This window comes from Andreesenia angusta (assembly GCF_001855385.1).
GTDB classification, from domain to species: domain Bacteria; phylum Bacillota; class Clostridia; order Tissierellales; family Gottschalkiaceae; genus Andreesenia; species Andreesenia angusta.
The window spans coordinates 326223-344976 of the sequence record NZ_MKIE01000002.1 but is presented as its reverse complement, the minus strand read 5'-3'; the positions used below and the strand labels follow the sequence as shown (position 1 = coordinate 344976).

20 protein-coding genes and 1 other annotated feature are annotated in these 18754 nt (G+C 44.5%); of the genes, 19 read left to right on the top strand and 1 reads right to left on the bottom strand.

What is annotated here, in order from left to right; translation table 11 throughout:
* Positions 1-15 precede the first annotated feature (15 nt).
* The 14 genes from EUAN_RS03970 to EUAN_RS03905 all read left to right on the top strand — a co-directional run bounded on the left by EUAN_RS03970 (position 16) and on the right by EUAN_RS03905 (position 13094).
* On the top strand, positions 16-792 hold the full coding sequence (locus EUAN_RS03970; RefSeq protein WP_071061934.1) for a cell division protein FtsQ/DivIB: 777 nt from the start codon (positions 16-18) through the stop codon (positions 790-792).
* A gap of 2 nt (positions 793-794) precedes the next feature.
* Complete coding sequence (locus EUAN_RS03965) at positions 795-1508, top strand: DUF881 domain-containing protein (RefSeq protein ID WP_071061933.1); 714 nt, start codon at positions 795-797, stop codon at positions 1506-1508.
* Positions 1509-1526: 18 nt separating this feature from the next.
* Positions 1527-2267, top strand: a complete 741-nt coding sequence (locus EUAN_RS03960) for a DUF881 domain-containing protein (protein WP_071061931.1) — start codon at positions 1527-1529, stop codon at positions 2265-2267.
* Entirely contained in the window at positions 2264-2638 is a 375-nt protein-coding gene (locus EUAN_RS03955) for a small basic family protein (RefSeq protein WP_211266273.1), read from the top strand. The genes EUAN_RS03960 and EUAN_RS03955 overlap by 4 nt, the downstream gene beginning before the upstream one ends.
* A gap of 144 nt (positions 2639-2782) precedes the next feature.
* Complete coding sequence (gene ftsZ / locus EUAN_RS03950; RefSeq protein WP_071061929.1) at positions 2783-3895, top strand: cell division protein FtsZ; 1113 nt, start codon at positions 2783-2785, stop codon at positions 3893-3895.
* A 117-nt stretch (positions 3896-4012) separates the two neighbouring features.
* A complete protein-coding gene (gene nrdR, locus EUAN_RS03945; RefSeq protein ID WP_071061927.1) occupies positions 4013-4468 on the top strand; it encodes a transcriptional regulator NrdR in 456 nt (151 codons plus the stop codon).
* A gap of 12 nt (positions 4469-4480) precedes the next feature.
* Positions 4481-5290: a peptidoglycan editing factor PgeF gene (pgeF, locus tag EUAN_RS03940; protein WP_169817333.1), complete on the top strand. Its 810-nt coding sequence runs from the start codon at positions 4481-4483 to the stop codon at positions 5288-5290.
* Positions 5291-5309: 19 nt separating this feature from the next.
* Positions 5310-6005 (top strand): response regulator, encoded by a 696-nt coding sequence (locus tag EUAN_RS03935; RefSeq protein WP_071061923.1) that lies wholly within the window; start codon positions 5310-5312, stop codon positions 6003-6005.
* An 8-nt stretch (positions 6006-6013) separates the two neighbouring features.
* Positions 6014-7432 carry a two-component system histidine kinase PnpS gene (gene pnpS, locus EUAN_RS03930; protein ID WP_071062153.1) on the top strand — a complete coding sequence of 473 codons (1419 nt, stop codon included), beginning with the start codon at positions 6014-6016 and terminating at the stop codon, positions 7430-7432.
* 16 nt (positions 7433-7448) lie between these two features.
* A complete protein-coding gene (locus tag EUAN_RS03925; RefSeq protein ID WP_071061921.1) occupies positions 7449-7781 on the top strand; it encodes a DUF4870 domain-containing protein in 333 nt (110 codons plus the stop codon).
* 10 nt (positions 7782-7791) lie between these two features.
* Positions 7792-9072, top strand: coding sequence for a replication-associated recombination protein A (locus tag EUAN_RS03920; protein ID WP_071061919.1), 1281 nt, complete (start codon positions 7792-7794; stop codon positions 9070-9072).
* 47 nt (positions 9073-9119) lie between these two features.
* Positions 9120-9349, top strand: a binding site (T-box leader).
* Between the two features lie 43 nt (positions 9350-9392).
* Positions 9393-10781 (top strand): asparagine--tRNA ligase, encoded by a 1389-nt coding sequence (gene asnS / locus EUAN_RS03915; protein WP_071061916.1) that lies wholly within the window; start codon positions 9393-9395, stop codon positions 10779-10781.
* A gap of 15 nt (positions 10782-10796) precedes the next feature.
* Positions 10797-11291, top strand: coding sequence for an SEC-C metal-binding domain-containing protein (locus tag EUAN_RS03910; protein WP_071061914.1), 495 nt, complete (start codon positions 10797-10799; stop codon positions 11289-11291).
* Between the two features lie 57 nt (positions 11292-11348).
* Positions 11349-13094: a Na+/H+ antiporter NhaC family protein gene (locus EUAN_RS03905; protein WP_071062151.1), complete on the top strand. Its 1746-nt coding sequence runs from the start codon at positions 11349-11351 to the stop codon at positions 13092-13094.
* 29 nt (positions 13095-13123) lie between these two features.
* Here EUAN_RS03905 and EUAN_RS03900 read toward each other — a convergent pair whose 3' ends face one another.
* Complete coding sequence (locus EUAN_RS03900) at positions 13124-14020, bottom strand: formate/nitrite transporter family protein (protein WP_071061912.1); 897 nt, start codon at positions 14018-14020, stop codon at positions 13124-13126.
* Between the two features lie 210 nt (positions 14021-14230).
* On the opposite strand from EUAN_RS03900, the gene EUAN_RS03895 reads away from it, so the two are divergent.
* The 5 genes from EUAN_RS03895 (at position 14231) to EUAN_RS03875 (ending at position 18729) form a co-directional block, all read left to right on the top strand.
* Positions 14231-14680, top strand: a complete 450-nt coding sequence (locus EUAN_RS03895) for an RrF2 family transcriptional regulator (protein ID WP_071061911.1) — start codon at positions 14231-14233, stop codon at positions 14678-14680.
* 18 nt (positions 14681-14698) lie between these two features.
* Complete coding sequence (gene nifS, locus EUAN_RS03890) at positions 14699-15874, top strand: cysteine desulfurase NifS (protein WP_071061909.1); 1176 nt, start codon at positions 14699-14701, stop codon at positions 15872-15874.
* Positions 15875-16312: a Fe-S cluster assembly scaffold protein NifU gene (gene nifU / locus EUAN_RS03885; RefSeq protein ID WP_071061908.1), complete on the top strand. Its 438-nt coding sequence runs from the start codon at positions 15875-15877 to the stop codon at positions 16310-16312. It abuts the gene before it with no gap.
* A 112-nt stretch (positions 16313-16424) separates the two neighbouring features.
* The gene (gene mnmA, locus EUAN_RS03880) at positions 16425-17519 is read left to right on the top strand and encodes a tRNA 2-thiouridine(34) synthase MnmA (RefSeq protein ID WP_071061906.1); all 1095 of its coding nucleotides are present in this window, start codon (positions 16425-16427) and stop codon (positions 17517-17519) included.
* 4 nt (positions 17520-17523) lie between these two features.
* On the top strand, positions 17524-18729 hold the full coding sequence (locus tag EUAN_RS03875) for an AI-2E family transporter (protein WP_071061905.1): 1206 nt from the start codon (positions 17524-17526) through the stop codon (positions 18727-18729).
* Positions 18730-18754 lie beyond the last annotated feature (25 nt).

Genomic DNA, 18754 nt, shown 5'->3' with positions numbered 1-18754 from the left:
CGAGGAGAAATAAAGATGAAAAAAATCTCTAATGTCAATGGAACGAAGAAAAACTGGGGCAAATACGTAGCTATAGCGCTTGCACTGCTAGTGTCTCTCGGGATCATAGGCTACTTTCTTGTAGAGAAAACATCTTTTTTCAGCATCAAGACCGTGGACGTGAGTGGAAATGAAAAGCTGAAAAAAGACAGGGTGCTTCTGTACTCGGGCATAGCCATAGGAGACAGCATAATGGAGCTAGACGAAGAGGAAATCGTGCTCAATCTGAAGTCGGAGCCCTATATAGAGAGCGTGAAAATAGAGAAGAAATACCCAGACAGGATAGTTCTAGAGATTGTGGAAAAAAAGGACGTGCTGGTTGTAGACGGGGATAAAAAAATCTATCTTGACGGAGAGGGCACAGTGCTGAGTGTTTCAGATAGTTTAAAGAGCTACTACGTTCCAGTTGTAGAAGGGCTGAAGCTTAAAAAGCCAGTGGTGTCTAGCATCGTAGAATACAGCAACAATATAGAGAAAGAAGAGTTCAAGGACTTCTTAGCTGGAGTTGGAAAGCTGGGGCTTTTCAGCGAAATAAGCATCGTAAAGATCAATGAGAAAAACGAGCTGGAAATCCACTTTGGAAGCAAGAAAGTAGCGCTGCTCGGAGAGTTCAAAGATATAGAGTACAAGCTGAACTACCTAGAAGAGATAACGAAAGACTTGAACAAGAAGGGCAAGGTATTTGAAAAGATAGACTTCACACGTGGGAACAGAGTTATAGTAGAGGAAAAACTGGTGAAAGAGGGAGATTAGATATGGATAGGGGAAAAAAGCAGAAGATAGCCGTTATGTTCATATGCATTGTAGCGGGGAGCATACTTTCCATACAGTACAAGACGAACAAGTCAATATCTGCTGCGAATATCCCGGTTCACAGGTCTAGGGAAGTGGCTCTAGAGTATCAGAAGCTAAAAGAAGAAAGAGAACAGCTTCTGAGAGAGATAAACTCACTGGAACAGAAGGTGAGAATATACGAGAGCGAGAAGTCAGGGGAAGACGAGTTTCTAGAAGCGCTCTACTCAGAGATAGAGAAGTACAAGATGCTGAGTGGATACGAGTCGCTTTCGGGGGAAGGCGTAACTGTGAAGATAGAAGAACCCCCACAGGCAGAAGGGGGAGCTGGTGTTGTGAAATACTACGACACACTTATAGAGATAGTCAATGTTCTAAATGCCGCGGAGGCAGAGGCCATATCCATAAACGAGCAGAGGTACACCTCTTTTACAGAGATAGTTCCAGCGGGGAACCATATAGAGATAAACGGCGTATCGCAAGGGCCTCCTTTCGAGATAAAGGCGCTTGGAAACTCCAAGGACCTTGAAAACTCGCTTAGGCTGAAGGGCGGAGTCGTATGGCTGCTGGAGCAACAATACAATATGCAGATTCAGATAGAGAAAGAAGACAGAGTGATTGTCCCTAGGTATACGAAAAACATAGAGTACAGGTATTCGGACGTAGTAAAACAATAGAAATTGGAGCTGGTTGGCTTGAAACTAGAAGTTAAGAATATTGTAATGATAACTTTTTTTTCAGTGGTTCTGGGAACTATGCTTTCGACGCCTCTTAAACAGGAAGTAGAGGACTACGACATGGTCACTCTAAGCTCAATCGACAGCCTTAAAACAGAGGTAGAGAGCCTAAAAGTGGAAGTCGACGTCATGGAGAAGTCCATAGAGGACAAAAAAGAGAAGCTAGAAGAGAAAAAAGCTCTTGAAGGGAAAGACGATGCCACTCTGATAAAGAGCATAGAGAGCGAGATAGATAGCATAAAGCAGATATCAGGAGTGCATCCTGTTGAAGGACCTGGAATCAGGCTTTTGATTGCAGACAACGCCAGTGAGGAAATTGTAGGACAGAATATCAATGACGATATAATACATGATTCAGACATACAGACTATACTGAACGATCTCAAAAGAGCTGGAGCTGAGGCCATAAGCATAAACGGACAGAGAGTGGTTTCAAAGTCCGAAGTGAAATGCGGAGGGCCTGTTATAAAGATAAACAAGCGAAGCTCTGCTAATCCGTTTGTGATAAGCGTAATAGGAGACCCGAAGTCTCTTGTGGCCTCTGTAGAGGGCAAGGGCACTTATGGAGATATGCTGAAAAACGTCTATAAAATAAAAGTGGAAGTGGAAGAAAAGGAGAAAGTCTTCATTCCGGGATATGAGTTCGAGGATTTCAGATATCTCTACGCACAGTCTAAAAAGGAGGAGGAGTCAAATTGATATTCGCTATAATTGGAATAGCGCTTGGGATAGCCGTAGGTATGGTGCTTCCGATAACCTACTCTTCAAGCTACGCTATATATATGTCTATGGCAATACTTGCATGTTTCGATACGGTTTTAGGTGGTATAAGAGCTATGATAGAGGAAAAATTTGATACAGGCATTTTTGTCAGTGGCTTTTTCGGCAACGCCATATTGGCGGTGTTCTTGACTTACATAGGGGAGATACTTGGAGTTCCTCTCTACTACGCCGGAATATTTGCATTCGGAACCAGACTTTTTCAAAATTTTGCCAGCATAAGACGACTTTTATTTGAAAAGATAAGGAAGAGAGACCTATCTTTTTTGAGAAAATCTGAAAAAATGTAAGGAAATCGTCATGTTTTTTGATAAAGAGCTATTACAGGTCTTGATTCTGTGATAAAATTAAGATTAACCTCTGAGAAATTTATCAAAATAGAGACTATGTGAAAAAACAGTTAAAAAACTCAATGAGTATAAGGGGGTAGTGTTTTGTTTGATTTTGATCTAGAAATGGAAAAGTTTGCAAAAATTAAAGTTGTAGGAGTTGGTGGTGGAGGTAACAACGCTGTCAACAGGATGATAGAGAACGAAGTTCAAGGTATAGAATATATAGCTGTGAATACAGACAGACAGGCTCTTCATTCGTCAAAGGCCAACGTCAAGCTTCAGATTGGTGAAAAGCTGACTAAAGGGCTAGGAGCGGGTGCGAACCCTGATATAGGCATGAAAGCGGCTGAGGAGAGCAGAAACGAAATAGAGGAAGCGCTTCAAGACGCCGACATGGTGTTCATAACTGCGGGTATGGGAGGCGGAACTGGAACAGGAGCTGCACCTATAGTTGCTGAAGTGGCTAAAGAGATGGGAATACTTACGGTAGGTGTTGTCACAAAGCCTTTCATGTTTGAGGGGATGAAGAGAAAGAAGCAGGCCGAGCTTGGCGTAGGCGAGCTTAAGAAGAGAGTAGACACTCTTGTAACTATACCTAACGACAGGCTTCTTCAGGTAGTAGAGAAGAAGACTTCTATAATGGACGCCTTTAAGATGGCTGACGATGTACTTAGACAGGGTATTCAGGGGATATCGGATCTTATAGCTATGCCAGCCCTTATAAACCTGGATTTCGCAGACGTAAAGACTATAATGTTAGATCAGGGTCTTGCACATATGGGTATAGGAAGAGCAAGCGGAGAGAACAGAGCTGTAGATGCAGCGAAGCAGGCGATACAGAGTCCACTTCTAGAGACTTCTATAGAGGGGGCGAAAGGAGTGCTGCTTAACATAACTGGCGGTACGAACCTTGGAATATTTGAAGTCAACGAAGCCGCAGATCTTATAAGACAGTCTGCCGACGAGGACGCAAATATAATATTCGGAGCTAGAATAGACGAAGATCTTAAAGACGAGATAATGATAACTGTTATAGCGACTGGGTTTGAAGAAGCAGAAGAGAGCAGGCCTTCAGCAAAGGTGCAAAAAGAAGAGCCGGCAAAAGAAATCAAAGCAGAAGCGGATGTTGCTGAAACTTCAAGTGAAGCTGAATCAGAGAAAAAAAAGGATGAGATGGAACTAGACATTCCAGTCTTCCTCAAGAGAAGAAAGTAAATATTAGAGCCTTTTCCATTTGCGAAGAGGCTCTATTTTTGTTGGGCAAGGAAGATTAGACAATGAAAGCCAAATATAATATAATTTAATTAGAAATAAGTGAAGGAGGCTTCCAAATTGAGATGCCCATATTGCGATTACCAAGAGTCTAAAGTTGTAGACTCCAGACCGACCGATGAAGGACAGGTTATAAGGAGAAGAAGAGAGTGCATGAACTGTCAGAAGAGATTCACTACCTATGAAAAGATAGAGGATATTCCTATAATGGTTATAAAGAAGGACGGCACAAGAGAGACCTATATAAGGAACAAGCTCATGAATGGAATAATAAGAGCTTGCCAGAAGAGGCCGGTGTCCATAAGCCAAATGGAGGAAATAGTGGACAGCATAGAGAAGAGTTTGGCCAACGACATGGAGAAAGAGATAAAGACAGACAAGATAGGCGAGATGGTGCTGAACAAGCTAAAAGACATAGACGAAGTTGCCTATGTGAGATTTGCCTCGGTGTACAGAGAGTTCAACGATCTGGAGACTTTTATGGAAGAACTTCAGAAGCTGCTAGAGGAAAAGTAAGGGGGGATGGGCTTGAAGGTATTGAGAGCCGGAGAAGTCACGGTTTTGAAATTTGAATCTTTTGAGAAAGAAATATGTGTAGAGCACTGCTTTACAGCTAGGTCTGGAGGGTGCTCGGACGGGGAGTTCGAGTCTCTCAACATGGGCATGTATACAGACGACAAGCTGGAGAACGTGGTGGAAAACTACAGAAGAGTTTCAAGAGATGTATTCTGTGCAGATGTCACTCAGTGCGTACTATCTAAGCAGGTGCACAAGACAGAGATAGCCGTAGTGTCGAAAGAGGACATGGGGAACGGAGTGACAAAGAGCCAAAAGTACGAGGAGATAGACGGTCTCGTAACAGACGAAAGAGAAGTAGTCCTTTCGACGGTATATGCCGACTGCACGCCACTGTTTTTCGTGGACCCAGAAAAGAAGGTGGTCGGAGTGGCTCATGCAGGCTGGAGAGGGACAGTCGGCAAGATAGGCTCTAAAATGGTGGAGATTATGGCTTCAAGATATGGGTCAGACAGAAAAGACATATTGGTTGGGATAGGCCCTACAATAGGATCTTGCTGCTATACGGTCAAAGAGGATGTGGCATCGCAGTTCAAGAAAGCGTTCCTGGACTGCTCCAAGATACTGGAGCAACTTGGGGAAGGTCAATACAGGTTGAATCTCTGGGAAGCCAACAAGGCCTCTGTTATGGAGTCGGGAGTACCTGAGTCCAATATAGAGCTGGACAGCCACTGCACGAGCTGCAACGAGGAGCTTTTCTATTCTTATCGTAGAGATCAGGGAAAGACAGGTAGGATGGCTGCCATGATAAAACTAAAGTAATTAAGCGGGAGTTGGAGAAATGAGCTATGGGAAAATACTAGTAGTAGACGATGAAAGTCATATAGTTGAACTCGTGAGGTTCAACTTAGAGAGCAACGGGTATTCAGTAGTAGAAGCTTCAGACGGCAAGGAGGCACTTGCGAAAGCAAAGGAGGAGTCACCAGACCTTATACTCTTAGACTTGATGCTTCCTATAATAGACGGAACAGAGGTGTGCAAGAAGCTGAAAAACGACGTGAGTACGGAGTCGATACCTATAATAATGCTGACAGCCAAGAGCGACGAGATGGACAAGATAATAGGGCTTGAAATAGGAGCCGACGACTATATAACAAAGCCCTTTAGCCTGAGAGAGCTGCTTGCTAGGATCAAGGCGGTGCTCAGAAGGCGCACAGATATAAAGATAAAAGAGATAGACAAGGTAGTGAGAGTAGAGGACTTGGTAATAGACGAGGAAAAGCATGAAGTCCTGAAGAATGGAGAAAAGCTAGATCTTACACTGAAGGAGTTTGAACTTCTGAATATCTTGGCCAAGAACAGAGGCAAGGTGCTCTCTAGAAATTACCTGCTTGATGAAATTTGGGGGTATGACTACTTTGGAGAGACAAGGACTGTAGATGTGCACATAAGGCATCTCAGAAAGAAGATAGAAGACGACGACAAGAACCCCAAGCATATAGAGACCATACGGGGCGTAGGGTATAAGCTGAGATGAGAAAGAGCATGCAGAAAAAGATATTTCTAGTTTTCGTAACCCTCATAATTATAGGTGTGCTTATGACAGGAACTATCTCGATAACGCTTACAAAAGTCCTCGTGCCAGAGATAAATGGGGCAGACAAGATAAAAGAGGATTTGATAAAGTACCAAATCATGTCCATGGGTATAGGGCTCACAGTGTCTCTGCTGCTTGGCTACAGGTATATAAGAAAAGTGACTGATCCCATAAGACAGCTTTCGCAGATCACCAAGAAGATATCGAGAGGCGACTACTTCGGACAGAGGATCTATCCAAAGACCGAAGATGAGCTAGACGAGCTCTCCCAGAACTTCAATCTGATGAGCGAAAGGCTGGAGACTACGATAAATGAACTCAGGGAGAATAGCTCTAAAATGGAGGCCGTGCTCAGGAGTATGTCCAATGGAGTTATAGCTATAGACAACAGCAGAAGGCTGCTGATAGCGAACCCTAAAGTCAGGGAAATCTTCGGGATAAGCGCTGTGGATCCAATAGGAAAGCATATAAAGGAGGTCTTCAGAAACGAAGATCTGAACTCTGCAATAGAACAACTTTCACCTCAGAACGACAGCGTCAGGACAGAGGTAGAGCTGAATAGCCCAAGCCATAAAATCTGCTCTGTGAACTGCGGGTTTATGAAGCACAGCACAGATCCAAACAGAATCACAGGAGTAGTGGTCATAGTTCAGGATATAACAGAGATAAGAAAGCTCGAAAACATGAGAAGAGATTTTGTGGCAAATGTGTCCCATGAACTCAAGACGCCGCTTACATCTATAAAGGGGTTTGTGGAGACGCTCAAAGACGGGGCCATAGAGAATGTAGAGACCAGAAACAGATTTCTGAACATAATAGATATAGAGGCGGACAGGCTGAGTTTTCTGATAAAGGACCTTCTGACGCTGTCTGAAATAGAGAGCGGGATAGAGGAAGAGGGAGCAGAGGCGCTAGAAGTGGAGTCTACAACAAGAGAGATTCTCTCTCTTTTAAACGAAGCTGCAAAGAAAAAGAACATATCTGTCAAGCTGGAAATAGAAGGCGATGTGGAAGTGCTGAAGGGAAGCAAGTCGCTACTTCAGCAGATGATGATAAACCTTGTGGACAACGCCATAAAGTACACGTCAGAGGGTGGGGAAGTAGTTGTCAAGATATTCAAAGACGAAGTCAACCTGAACATAGTGGTGAAAGACACGGGGATAGGGATACCGCCTGAGCATATAGACAGGCTCTTTGAAAGGTTTTACAGAGTGGACAAGGCAAGGTCTAGGCAGGTAGGAGGAACAGGGCTGGGGCTTGCAATAGTAAAGCATATAGTCCTTTCTTTTAAGGGTAATATAAAAGTAAACAGCAAGGTGGACAGGGGTTCTGAGTTTATAGTTCAGATACCTTATAAAAACAAATAAGCTGGAGGTGATTGAGATGATTACAACAGAACAGAAGATACTCTGCGCAGTGTCTCATCTAGGTATTTTCCTGGGGATTCCAATAATAGCGCCGCTTATAGTCATGGTTGTCTCGGAAGATGGGTTTGTAAAAGAGCAGGCCAAACAGGCAATTGTATTTCAGGCAGGTCTGGCAGTGATGGGAATAATAGGTGCTCTGACTTTCATATTTATAATCGGGATATTCATAGCTATAGCTGCTGTCATAATGGGGCTTGTATTCCCTATAATAGCGACTATAAGAAACATGGACGGCATAAGCTACTCTTACCCTGTTACAGGAGGGCTTATCAAAGACGGAAGGATATAGGTGAAGAGCGATGGACTTATTTGAATACAGCAATAGGGAAAGTGAAAGAAGTTCAGCGCCTCTTGCTGAGCGCATGAGACCCAAAAGCCTAGAGGAATTCATAGGCCAGGAGGAGATAGTGGGGAAAAACAAGCTGCTCTACAGGGCTATAAAGGCTGACAAGCTGAGCTCGATAATACTATACGGCCCACCAGGGACTGGAAAGACCACACTTGCCAAGGTCATTTCCAAAGAGACGTCGCTTCACTTCGAGCAGATAAACGCTGTGACTTCAGGAGTCAAGGAGATAAGGGAAGTGGTCTCTGGAGCTATTGAGAGAAAGCGAGTTGAGGGCAAGAGGACTATACTCTTTATAGATGAAATACACAGGTTCAACAAGTCTCAGCAAGATGCTCTACTCCCCTATGTCGAAAATGGAACAGTGGTTCTAGTAGGGGCTACCACCGAGAATCCGTATTTTGAAGTCAACAAGGCCCTTATATCCAGGGCTATGGTCTTCGAACTCAAGCCTCTTTCAGACGATGATATAGAGGTGGTAGTGAAGCGGGCGCTTAAGGATCCCTCGGGCTACGGCGGAATGGATATAGAGCTTGAGAGAGAGGCGCTTGAGCATCTTGTAATGGTCTCTAATGGAGATGCCAGAATTGCCCTGAACGCACTCGAGATAGCGGTGATCACTTCCAATATGGACGACGACGGAAATATAGTGATAGACCTAGGGACTATTCAGGAGTCGGTTCAGAGAAAAGCCATAAGGTACGAGAAGCAGGGAGACGAGCACTATGACAATATATCGGCCTTTATAAAGAGCATCAGAGGCTCGGATCCAGATGCATCACTCTACTGGCTTGGCAAGATGATATACGGCGGAGAGGATCCCAAGTTCATAGCCAGAAGGCTCATAATTTCGGCTTCAGAGGACGTAGGAAATGCGGATCCGAATGCGCTGAGCGTAGCAGTCTCTGCCTTCAATGCCGTAAACGTGGTGGGGATGCCTGAAGGCAGGATAATACTTGCACAGGCCACGGCGTACTTGGCGAGTGCACCTAAGAGCAATGCAAGCTACACGGCCATAAATGCGGTAATGAAAGACCTTGCAGACAAGAAGATATACGGCGTGCCGCCCCATATAGGCGACAAGGCGGAAGGGTATCTCTATCCGCATAGCTACGAGGGCGGATATGTGGCGCAGGAGTACTTGCCGCCTGAGCTCAAGGGCAGGAAGTACTACGAGCCCAAGCAAATCGGATACGAGAAAGAGATACTTGAAAGGCTCAAGCTGCTCTATTGACAAAAAGGAGATTTGACATTATAATTTTGAATTAGTGTTTACATGATAGAAAGACTGTGAAGAGAAGAGTAGCTAGGGGGAACCGGATTCAGCGAGCAGGCGGTGGTGAGAGGTTTGCAACGGATCTTTAGCGAAGAACATCTTGGAGTTTCTAACCGAAATTTCTGCGGAAAGAGTAGGCTTAGACGGCTGCACCGTTATATGCAATTCACGAGAGATCCCTCTAGCAGAGGGGTAACTAGGGTGGTATCGCGGAAAAAAGCCTTTCGTCCCTTCAACTGTGGACGGGGCTTTATTTTATTTTGACAGGAGGAGATTAGATGAAGAGCCAATCTGTAAGAGAACTCTATAGAGGGCAAGACAGCTTCATAGACAGCGAAGTGTTTGTAAAGGGATGGATAAGAACTCTGAGAAATTCAAAGTCATTTGGATTCATAGAGCTAAACGACGGTACTTTCTTTAAAAATATTCAGATAGTTTTCGACGAAGAACTTGGGAACTTTGAAAAGATATCCAAGCTCTCGATAAGCTCGGCGATAGAGGTAAAGGGAAAGCTTGTGGCTACACCGGGCGCAAAGCAGCCGTTTGAAATAAAGGCCACTGATATAGCGGTGGCGGCAGAATCGGAAGGGGACTTCCCGCTTCAGAAGAAGAGGCACTCGCTTGAGTACTTGAGAACTATAGCTCACCTGAGACCTAGAAGCAACACTTTCTCGGCAGTTTTCAGAGTCAGATCGCTAGCTGCATATGCCATACATAAGTTCTTCCAGGAGAGAGACTTTATATATGTGCATACGCCTGTAATAACAGGAAGCGACGCCGAGGGAGCCGGAGAGATGTTCAGGGTAACCACTATGGACCCGATCAATCCGCCTATGGCAGACGGGAAACTGGACTACAGCAAGGACTTCTTTGGAAAAGAGACTAACCTCACAGTCAGCGGACAGCTAGAGGGCGAGACTTTTGCCATGGCGTTCAAGAACATCTACACTTTTGGACCTACTTTTAGAGCCGAGAACTCGAATACTACAAGACATGCGGCGGAGTTCTGGATGATAGAGCCTGAGATAGCTTTTGCAGATCTAGAAGACGACATGGAGCTTGCAGAGGACATGCTCAAGTACATCATAAGCTACGTGCTTGAAAATGCTCCTGAAGAGATGGAGTTTTTCAACTCCTTCGTGGACAAGGGGCTGCTGGACAGACTGAACAACATAGTCAGCTCGGACTTCGAGAGGATAACATATACAAAGGCTGTAGAGATACTGAAAGAGGCTAAGGCTGAATTCGAATTCCCTGTAGAGTGGGGATGCGACCTTCAGACAGAGCATGAGAGATACCTTACAGAGGAAGTCTACAAGAAGCCTGTATTTGTAACCGACTACCCTAAAGAGATAAAGGCCTTCTACATGAAGCTAAACGACGACAATAAGACAGTTGCCGCTATGGACCTTCTAGTGCCTGGAATAGGCGAGATAATAGGCGGAAGCCAGAGAGAGGTTAACCTAGAGCTTCTAAAAGAGAGAATGAAAGAGAGCGGGCTTGACGAGAAGGAGTACTGGTGGTACCTTGACCTCAGAAAGTACGGCGGGGCTGACCACGCCGGATTCGGGCTTGGATTCGAGAGGGCTATAATGTACCTTACAGGTATAAGCAATATAAGAGATGTAATACCGTTCCCTAGAACGGTTAAATCTGCAGAATTTTAAGGAGAGGTGATATAAATGACATTATTCAAGAATTGGGAAGACATGGCATACAATCTAGAGACTCAGGAGGAGTACGACGCTTTCTGGAAAGAGTATCTAGAGCAGGAGAGACTGATATACAAAGACATACTTGGGAAAAAGGAAAATCCAGTCAAGGGAAGCCTTAAAGAGCTTGGCGCTAAGTACAGCATAGAGCCTGTAGTGTTCTGCGGCTTTATAGACGGAATAAACACAAGCCTTGTGAACGAGCAGGATATGGACAGCTTGACTGAGGACAGCGAGGTTTCACTTGAGATAAACTACGAGAAGCTTTACTGGAACATGCTTGAAGCTAAAGCGCCTTGGCTTTACGAACTAGAAGAGTGGAACGGAATCATAGACGAAGAGAAGAGAGAAGAGATAAAGAAGGAATTCAAGCAGTCTAAGATAGTCAGAGTTGAGAAAGTAGGCAGAAACGAAAGCTGCCCTTGCGGAAGCGGCAAGAAGTACAAAAAGTGTTGCGGAAAATAATAAATAGAGGTCTTGGGTATATTGCTCAAGACTTTTATATTTCAAGAGGAGGAGAATATGAAAGATAGAATTCGACTTGATTTTTCAAAGGTGCTCGCTCTGAGTTTGTCTCTGGCGCTGCTGATCCCTGTGTCGGCATTTGCAGAAGGTGCGGATGAATCCTCTGTAAACGCCATAAAGTTCGGAATATTTACGCTTATACCGCCAGTTGTGGCAATAACGCTGGCTTTTATATCTAAAAATGTGGTACTATCCCTATTTGTAGGAGTGCTTTCAGGCACGTTTATGCTTGAGCTAAGCGGAGCAAATGTGCTGATGGCCCTTTTTAGGGGTATTATGAACCTTATACAGAAGCTTCTAGATTCTCTGGCTGACCCTTGGAATGCCGGAATAGTGCTTCAGGTTTTGACTATTGGAGGCCTTATAGGTCTTGTCTCGAGGATGGGAGGCGCTAGGGCCATAGCTGAGAGCCTTGCTAAGAGAGCCAAGACTCCTAGAAGCGCCCAGATCATAACTTGGCTGCTTGGGCTTGTGGTATTCTTTGACGACTACGCAAATGCACTTATAGTTGGGCCTATAATGAGGCCTGTAACAGATAAGATGAATGTTTCAAGGGAAAAGCTGTCCTTTATAATAGATGGAACTGCGGCCCCTATAGCGGGAATAGCGCTTGTGTCTACCTGGATAGGATACGAGCTTAGCCTTATAAGAGACGGATACGAGCTTATAGGGCAGACTGTAAACCCATATGGCGTGTTTATAAGTACAATACCATACAGGTTCTACAATATATTTATGCTGGCCTTTATATTTATGGGAATAGTGCTCCTAAGGGAATTTGGACCTATGTACAAAGCTGAAAAAAGGGCTAGGACAGAGGGGAAGCTTTTAAGGGACGACGCAAACCCTATGGTTTCATCTGAAATAGAGGCGCTGGAGCCTAAAGAGGGCATAAAGCTGAGTGTGTGGAACGCCATAATACCTATAGGCGTGCTGATGATAGGGTCTTTGCTTGGCTTCTACTACGACGGGTATCAGGCGATATCTTCTGGAGGTGACATGGCTCTTCTGGAGGCCATAAGGCAGAGTCCAGTTTCGTTTTTTGCTGTAAGAGAGACTTTTGGGGCTGCAGATGCCAGCATAGTGCTCTTCCAGTCGGCTTTAATCGCATCTATAGTGGCTATGATCATGGGAGTTTCACAGAAGATATTTGTGCTAGGAGAGGCGATAGATGTGTGGATATCTGGAATGAAGTCGCTTATAATAACAGGTGTAATACTGCTTTTGGCTTGGTCTTTAAGCGGGACTATAAAAGAACTTGGTACAGCTGTATACCTCATAAATATACTTCAGGATGCTCCGGAATCTGTACTTCAGTCGCTTAATTTCCTGCTTCCGGCGATAATCTTTATACTTGGATCTGTGATATCTTTTGCGACTGGAACTTCATATGGAACTATGGGCATACTTATGCCGCTTGCCATACCGCTTGCATTCTCTATAAATCCAGACCAGGGATATGTGGTTATGAGCGTAGGAGCAGTGCTGACAGGTGCTATATTCGGAGATCACTGTTGCCCTATATCGGACACCACTATACTATCTTCCATGGGAGCGGCTTGTGACCATATAGACCATACAAGGACACAGCTTTTCTACTCGCTTGTAGTCGCAGCTATTTCTGTAGTAGTTGGATATATACTGGTGGGGCTAGGTGTGAGTGTTTGGATAGCACTGGCGCTTGGATTTGCAACACTGCTTTTGATACTCAGGATATTTGGAAAAACTGTAGATATAAAATAAAGAGACGAAGCCTATTGGCTTCGTCTCTTTTAGTCGTGCTTCCAGTCGAAAAGCAGGTTGTTGGAGAGTGGATTTTTTTTATTGTCGTCGTTGTCGTCAATTTCATGTGTAGGCTTGTATATACTCCAGTAAGCTATGCCTACAAAGACCATTCCGCTGATCAGATTTCCTGCCGTCACAGAGATCAAGTTATTTACGATGCTAGTGGCATTTATGCCGGCCACTTGCTCTGCCGTAAGTCCTGAGCTTGAAACTATCTCTGGATTTAGCTTTATGAGAAGCCCAGCTGCGAAGTAGTACATATTCGCTACAGAGTGTTCGAATCCAGAAATTATAAAGGCCATTACTGGGAACCAGGCCATGAATATCTTGCCTATTATGTCTCTGGCCCCGTAAGACCCCCAGACTGCCATTGAAACTAGAAAGTTGCAGAGCACTCCGCTAAAAAGCGCAGTCCAGATGCCTAAGTGAGATTTCTTGTAGGCAGCTCCTAGGAGATACGCGCCTATTGCATTGTCGTTGCCTGCAAAAGAATGTGAGCCGTAGAGCAGTAGAGCCACTAGAACCGCTCCGACCATATTCCCGAAGTACACTGTTGTCAAGTTCTTTACAAGCTCAAATGGAGTGATTTTCTTCTCGGCATAGGCAACTACGAGAAGACTGTTTCCGGTAAAGAGTTCGGCACCGCAGATTAAGACAAGTATCAGACCCACGGGGAAAACAGAGCCAGCTACAAGTTTGGACAAGCCGTAGTTCTCTACGCTATGAGAGGCTATAACAGCCGCGAAAGCTCCGAAAGCTATAAAAGCTCCAGCCAAGATTCCAGATACGAAAGTCTGCTTTAGAGTAGATTTCTTGGCTTTTTTTATCCCCACGTTTATAGTTTCTTCGTATATTTCAGCGGGGCTTAACATCATTTTTTCCATAATTATAAATACCTCCTTCTGTGCATTTGATTACAAATTGATAAAAAGTTCACTATAATCTGTTATACATTATATTGCATACAAAGTCAATTTAATTTTATTTAAAACATAGAGCGAATTGAGCATAAGAGTTGACAAAGATAAAAAGCTGTAATATACTTTAAATATAAAACCAAGTGAAATGCTTGGAATTCAAAGAGGTGATTTGAAGTGAAATTATCTACAAAAGGCAGGTATGGATTGAAGGCCATGTTCGAACTAGCGCTTCACTACGGCGAGGGACCTATACCACTTAAAAATATAGCGGAAGTACAGGAAATATCGGAACACTACTTGGAGCAGCTTATAGCCGTGCTCAAGAAGAACGGGCTTGTAAGCAGTGTGAGAGGGGCTCAAGGTGGGTATATGCTCATAGACTCCCCTAGGAAAATCACGGTAGGCAACGTCATAAGGGCCCTGGAGGGAGACTTGGCTCCTGTGGACTGCATAAACGACACAGCCGGGAACAAGTGCAGCAAGGAAAACAGGTGCGTGACTAGAATGGTCTGGGAGAAGATAAACGACAGCATAAACAGCGTCATAGACTCTATAACGCTGGAGGACATGATTGAAGAGCATAACAGGATAAACAGCAACAGCGATTTTATGTACTATATATAGTATTGGAGGCGGAAGAATATGAAACAGGTTTACATGGACAATGCAGCTACAACTAAGATGAAAAAAGAAGTTCTAGACGAGATGATGCCTTATTTCACGGAGCAGTACGGCAATCCGTCGAGCATATACAGGGTTGGAAGAGAGTCTAAAAAGGCGGTAGAGGAAGCTAGAGAAAAGGTGGCCAAAGCGCTAGGAGCTAAGGCCAAAGAGATATACTTCACCAGCGGGGGAACTGAGTCTGACAACTGGGCTGTAAAAGGTGTGGCCTATGCAAATAAAGACAAGGGAAACCACATAATAACCACAGTGATAGAGCATCATGCAGTTCTTCACACTTGCAAGTACCTTGAAAAGCAAGGGTTTGAAGTTACCTATCTAGGAGTCGACGAGCACGGGCTTATAGACTTGACTGAGCTTGAGAAAGCCATAAAAGACGAGACGATACTCATAAGCATAATGTATGCCAACAACGAGATAGGGACTGTACAGCCTATAGCGGAAATAGGAAAGATAGCTAAAGCCAAAGGCGTTTACTTCCATACAGATGCAGTTCAGGCTGTGGGAAGCGTAGAGATAGACCTTGAGAACTCGGACATAGACATGCTGTCTCTTTCGGGCCACAAGATATACGGTCCTAAAGGCATAGGAGCTCTTTACATCAAACAGGGCACCAAGATACATCCGTTTATACACGGGGGATCCCAGGAGAAAAATAGAAGAGCTGGAACTGAGAATATAGCCTATATGGTAGGGCTTGGAAAGGCCATTGAGATGGCTACAGCGGATATAGATGGGCATAACAAAGAGATTATGGCACTTAGAGATGGACTGATACAGAGGATAAATGATAAAATAGACTACGTCAAGTTGAATGGGCATCCAGAGAAAAGGCTCCCTGGGAATGTCAACTTCTCATTTGAGTTCATAGAGGGCGAGGCGCTGCTTTTAAGCCTTGACATGGTCGGAATAGCTGGCTCAAGTGGATCGGCTTGCACTTCGGGATCGCTAGATCCATCCCACGTGCTGCTTGCGATAGGGCTTCCTCATGAAATAGCCCATGGATCGCTTAGACTCTCTATAGGAGATTTCAATTCAGAAGAAGAGCTTGATTATGTGGTAGACAATTTAGCTGAAATCGTACAGAGGCTCAGGAACATGTCTCCACTATACGAAAAAGTTAAGGGGGAGAAATAAATGTATACAGAAAAAGTAATGGACCACTTTACAAATCCTAGGAATGTAGGAGAGATTCCAGATGCAGACGGAATAGGTGAAGTGGGGAATGCAAAATGCGGGGACATAATGAAGATGTACCTCAAGATAGAAGACGGAGTAGTTGTAGACGTTAAGTTCAAGACTTTTGGATGCGGATCGGCGATAGCATCTTCAAGCATGGCTACAGAGATGATAAAGGGAAAGACTATAAAAGAGGTGTTGGCCCTTACTAATAAGGCGGTTGCAGAGGCTCTAGACGGGCTGCCACCTGTGAAGATGCACTGTTCGGTGCTGGCGGAGCAGGCAGTGAAGTCTGCGCTTTTAGACTACTCGAAGAGAAGCGGTGTGGCTATACCGGAGCTTGAAGGCTTTGAGCCGGACGAGGATGTTCACGATCACGAAGAGCATGAAGAATAGCATATAGAATATAGAGTCCTGCACTTTTGATTTTACGATTAAAAGCTGGAGGATTTTATATTTTTGTGGAATGATGTATAATTCTCTTAGACAGAAAGAGTGAGGTGGAGTTATGGACAAGAAAAAAGTCGTGCTGGGAATGAGCGGTGGAGTAGACAGCTCCGTTGCTGCATATCTCTTGAAAGAACAGGGCTATGAAGTCATAGGCGTGACTATGCAGATATGGCAGGACAAGAACCCTGACGCAGTAGAGAGAGAGGGCGGATGCTGTTCGCTTTCAGCTGTGGACGATGCCAGAATGGTGGCAGAAAAGCTGGGGATACCGTTCTATGTGATGAATTTCAAGGATATATTCAGAGAAAAGGTCATAGACTACTTTATAGAGGAGTACCACAGGGGGAGAACTCCAAATCCCTGCATAGCGTGCAACAGGTATGTTAAGTTTGAAGAGCTTATGAGAAGGGCATTTGCGCTTGACGCATACTACGTCTCTACTGGGCATTACGCCATAATAGAAAAAGACGAGGAGTCGGGAAGATACCTGCTTAAGAAGTCAAATGCTGTAGGGAAAGACCAGACTTATGCTCTTTACAACATGACTCAGGAGCAGCTAGAGCATACGCTCATGCCGCTTGGGGAATATGAGAGCAAAGACAAGATAAGGGAGATAGCCAAGAAGCTTGACCTGGTCGTTTCAGAGAAGCCGGATTCGCAGGAGATATGCTTTGTTCCAGACAACGACTACGGCAAGTTTATAGAGGAGAATTCTGATAAAAAAACTACAAAAGGCAAGTTTGTAGACTTAGATGGCAAAGTGCTAGGGACTCACGAGGGCATATCCAAGTACACAGTGGGGCAGAGAAAAGGTCTGGGGCTGGCTCTGGGATACCCGGCCTATGTGGTGGACATAGACATAGACAGAAACGAAGTCGTGATAGGGAAAGGCGAAGACGTATTTGGAAAAGAGCTTTTGGCCACAGATATAAACCTCATCTCTATAGAGACGCTGGAAAAGCCTATGGAAGTCAAGGCGAAGGTAAGGTATTCTGCAAAAGAGACAGACGCCTTGATATCTCCGGCAGGAAACGGGGATATAAGAGTTGTATTCAAAGAGCCTGTCAGAGCCATAACTCCTGGGCAGTCTGTGGTGTTCTATGACGGAGATGTAGTTGTGGGCGGCGGTACAATAGTCAGAAAAGAGGGCTGATACTATGGAAACTTTTTTAAATATGCTTGATTACATGAAGTCTATCTTTATAACGCTTTTGCTGGCGCTAGGAGTCTACTACGCCATAGTTGCAGGCAACTTTTTTCTAGGGGACAGAAGAAAGCTGAAGATCAAAAAGAGGACGGCAGTGAAAGTGTTTCTAAGCTTTGTGATAGCGATTTTCCTCTACAGGGTACTTGCAGCCGGAGGCTTTATAAATACGCTGCTTTTCACCATAGCCGTGGCGATAGTGCTGTCCTATTTTCTGAATCCGCTTGTGAACATGCTCGAGAAGAAGAAGATAGGAAGAGGGCTAGGGATACTTATAATATACTTGGGAATAATACTGATGTTCTTCATTCTGTTTAAGACTATAGGCCCTAGGATAGGGGACGAGATCAGCAGTTTGGCGCGCAATCTCCCGAGGTATATAAATGAAATATACGATCTCTCTGTAGGCCTATACGAGAAGCTTGGACCGCAGATAGAGAATATGCCGATAGACATAGCCAGCATAGAGGAAAGCATAGCCAGCGGATTCGACAACTTGAAGGACGTGCTGGGGAGCTCTATAGTCAAAGTCATAAACTCTTCTGTGAGATTTGTTTCGAGAGCCATAAACCTGGTGCTTATACCTGTTTTCTCCTTCTATTTCCTGAAGGACAAGGCCAAGTACAAGGCTGCCATAGTAAAGTCTCTTCCTAAAAGATATAGAAGAGATATAATGGGGCTTGGAAGAGATATAGACGAGGTGCTTGGACAGTATATAAGAGGGCAGCTTATAGTCTGTCTCTTCATAGGTGTGGCCACAGCGTTGGCGCTGCTCTTTATAGGGGTGGACTTCGCCATAATAATAGGCATGTTTGCGGGGATATTCAACATAATACCTTATCTAGGCCCTATAATAGGGCTTATTCCGGCCCTGATATTTGCGGTGCTGGAGGACCCTACGAAAGTCATATGGGTGATAGCTGCAATAACGATTATACAGCAAGTGGAAAGCAATTTTGTAACGCCTAAGATAGTTGGAAAGAGCGTAGGGCTTCACCCGACAGTTGTAATGGTGGGAGTACTCATAGGAGGTGGCTACTTCGGACTGGTGGGAATGCTCTTGGCAGTTCCTACTATAGCTACCTTCAGAGTGCTCTACAGGTTTATGTCAGAGAAGATTTCCAAGATGAAAGACGAAGATATAATTCCGCTAGACTAAAGGCTTATTCTTGATAATGGAGTGG

Bases quoted from the DNA above. Each gene is read 5' to 3' on its own strand.
- EUAN_RS03935 (WP_071061923.1), top strand. From the start codon at position 5,310: ATGAGCTATGGGAAAATACTAGTAGTAGACGATGAAAGTCATATAGTT.
- EUAN_RS03905 (WP_071062151.1), top strand. From the start codon at position 11,349: ATGAAAGATAGAATTCGACTTGATTTTTCAAAGGTGCTCGCTCTGAGT.
- EUAN_RS03900 (WP_071061912.1), bottom strand. From the start codon at position 14,020: ATGGAAAAAATGATGTTAAGCCCCGCTGAAATATACGAAGAAACTATA.
- EUAN_RS03925 (WP_071061921.1), top strand. From the start codon at position 7,449: ATGATTACAACAGAACAGAAGATACTCTGCGCAGTGTCTCATCTAGGT.
- EUAN_RS03920 (WP_071061919.1), top strand. From the start codon at position 7,792: ATGGACTTATTTGAATACAGCAATAGGGAAAGTGAAAGAAGTTCAGCG.
- EUAN_RS03965 (WP_071061933.1), top strand. From the start codon at position 795: ATGGATAGGGGAAAAAAGCAGAAGATAGCCGTTATGTTCATATGCATT.
- pnpS (WP_071062153.1), top strand. From the start codon at position 6,014: ATGCAGAAAAAGATATTTCTAGTTTTCGTAACCCTCATAATTATAGGT.
- EUAN_RS03910 (WP_071061914.1), top strand. From the start codon at position 10,797: ATGACATTATTCAAGAATTGGGAAGACATGGCATACAATCTAGAGACT.
- EUAN_RS03970 (WP_071061934.1), top strand. From the start codon at position 16: ATGAAAAAAATCTCTAATGTCAATGGAACGAAGAAAAACTGGGGCAAA.
- asnS (WP_071061916.1), top strand. From the start codon at position 9,393: ATGAAGAGCCAATCTGTAAGAGAACTCTATAGAGGGCAAGACAGCTTC.
- EUAN_RS03875 (WP_071061905.1), top strand. From the start codon at position 17,524: ATGGAAACTTTTTTAAATATGCTTGATTACATGAAGTCTATCTTTATA.
- mnmA (WP_071061906.1), top strand. From the start codon at position 16,425: ATGGACAAGAAAAAAGTCGTGCTGGGAATGAGCGGTGGAGTAGACAGC.
- nifS (WP_071061909.1), top strand. From the start codon at position 14,699: ATGAAACAGGTTTACATGGACAATGCAGCTACAACTAAGATGAAAAAA.
- nifU (WP_071061908.1), top strand. From the start codon at position 15,875: ATGTATACAGAAAAAGTAATGGACCACTTTACAAATCCTAGGAATGTA.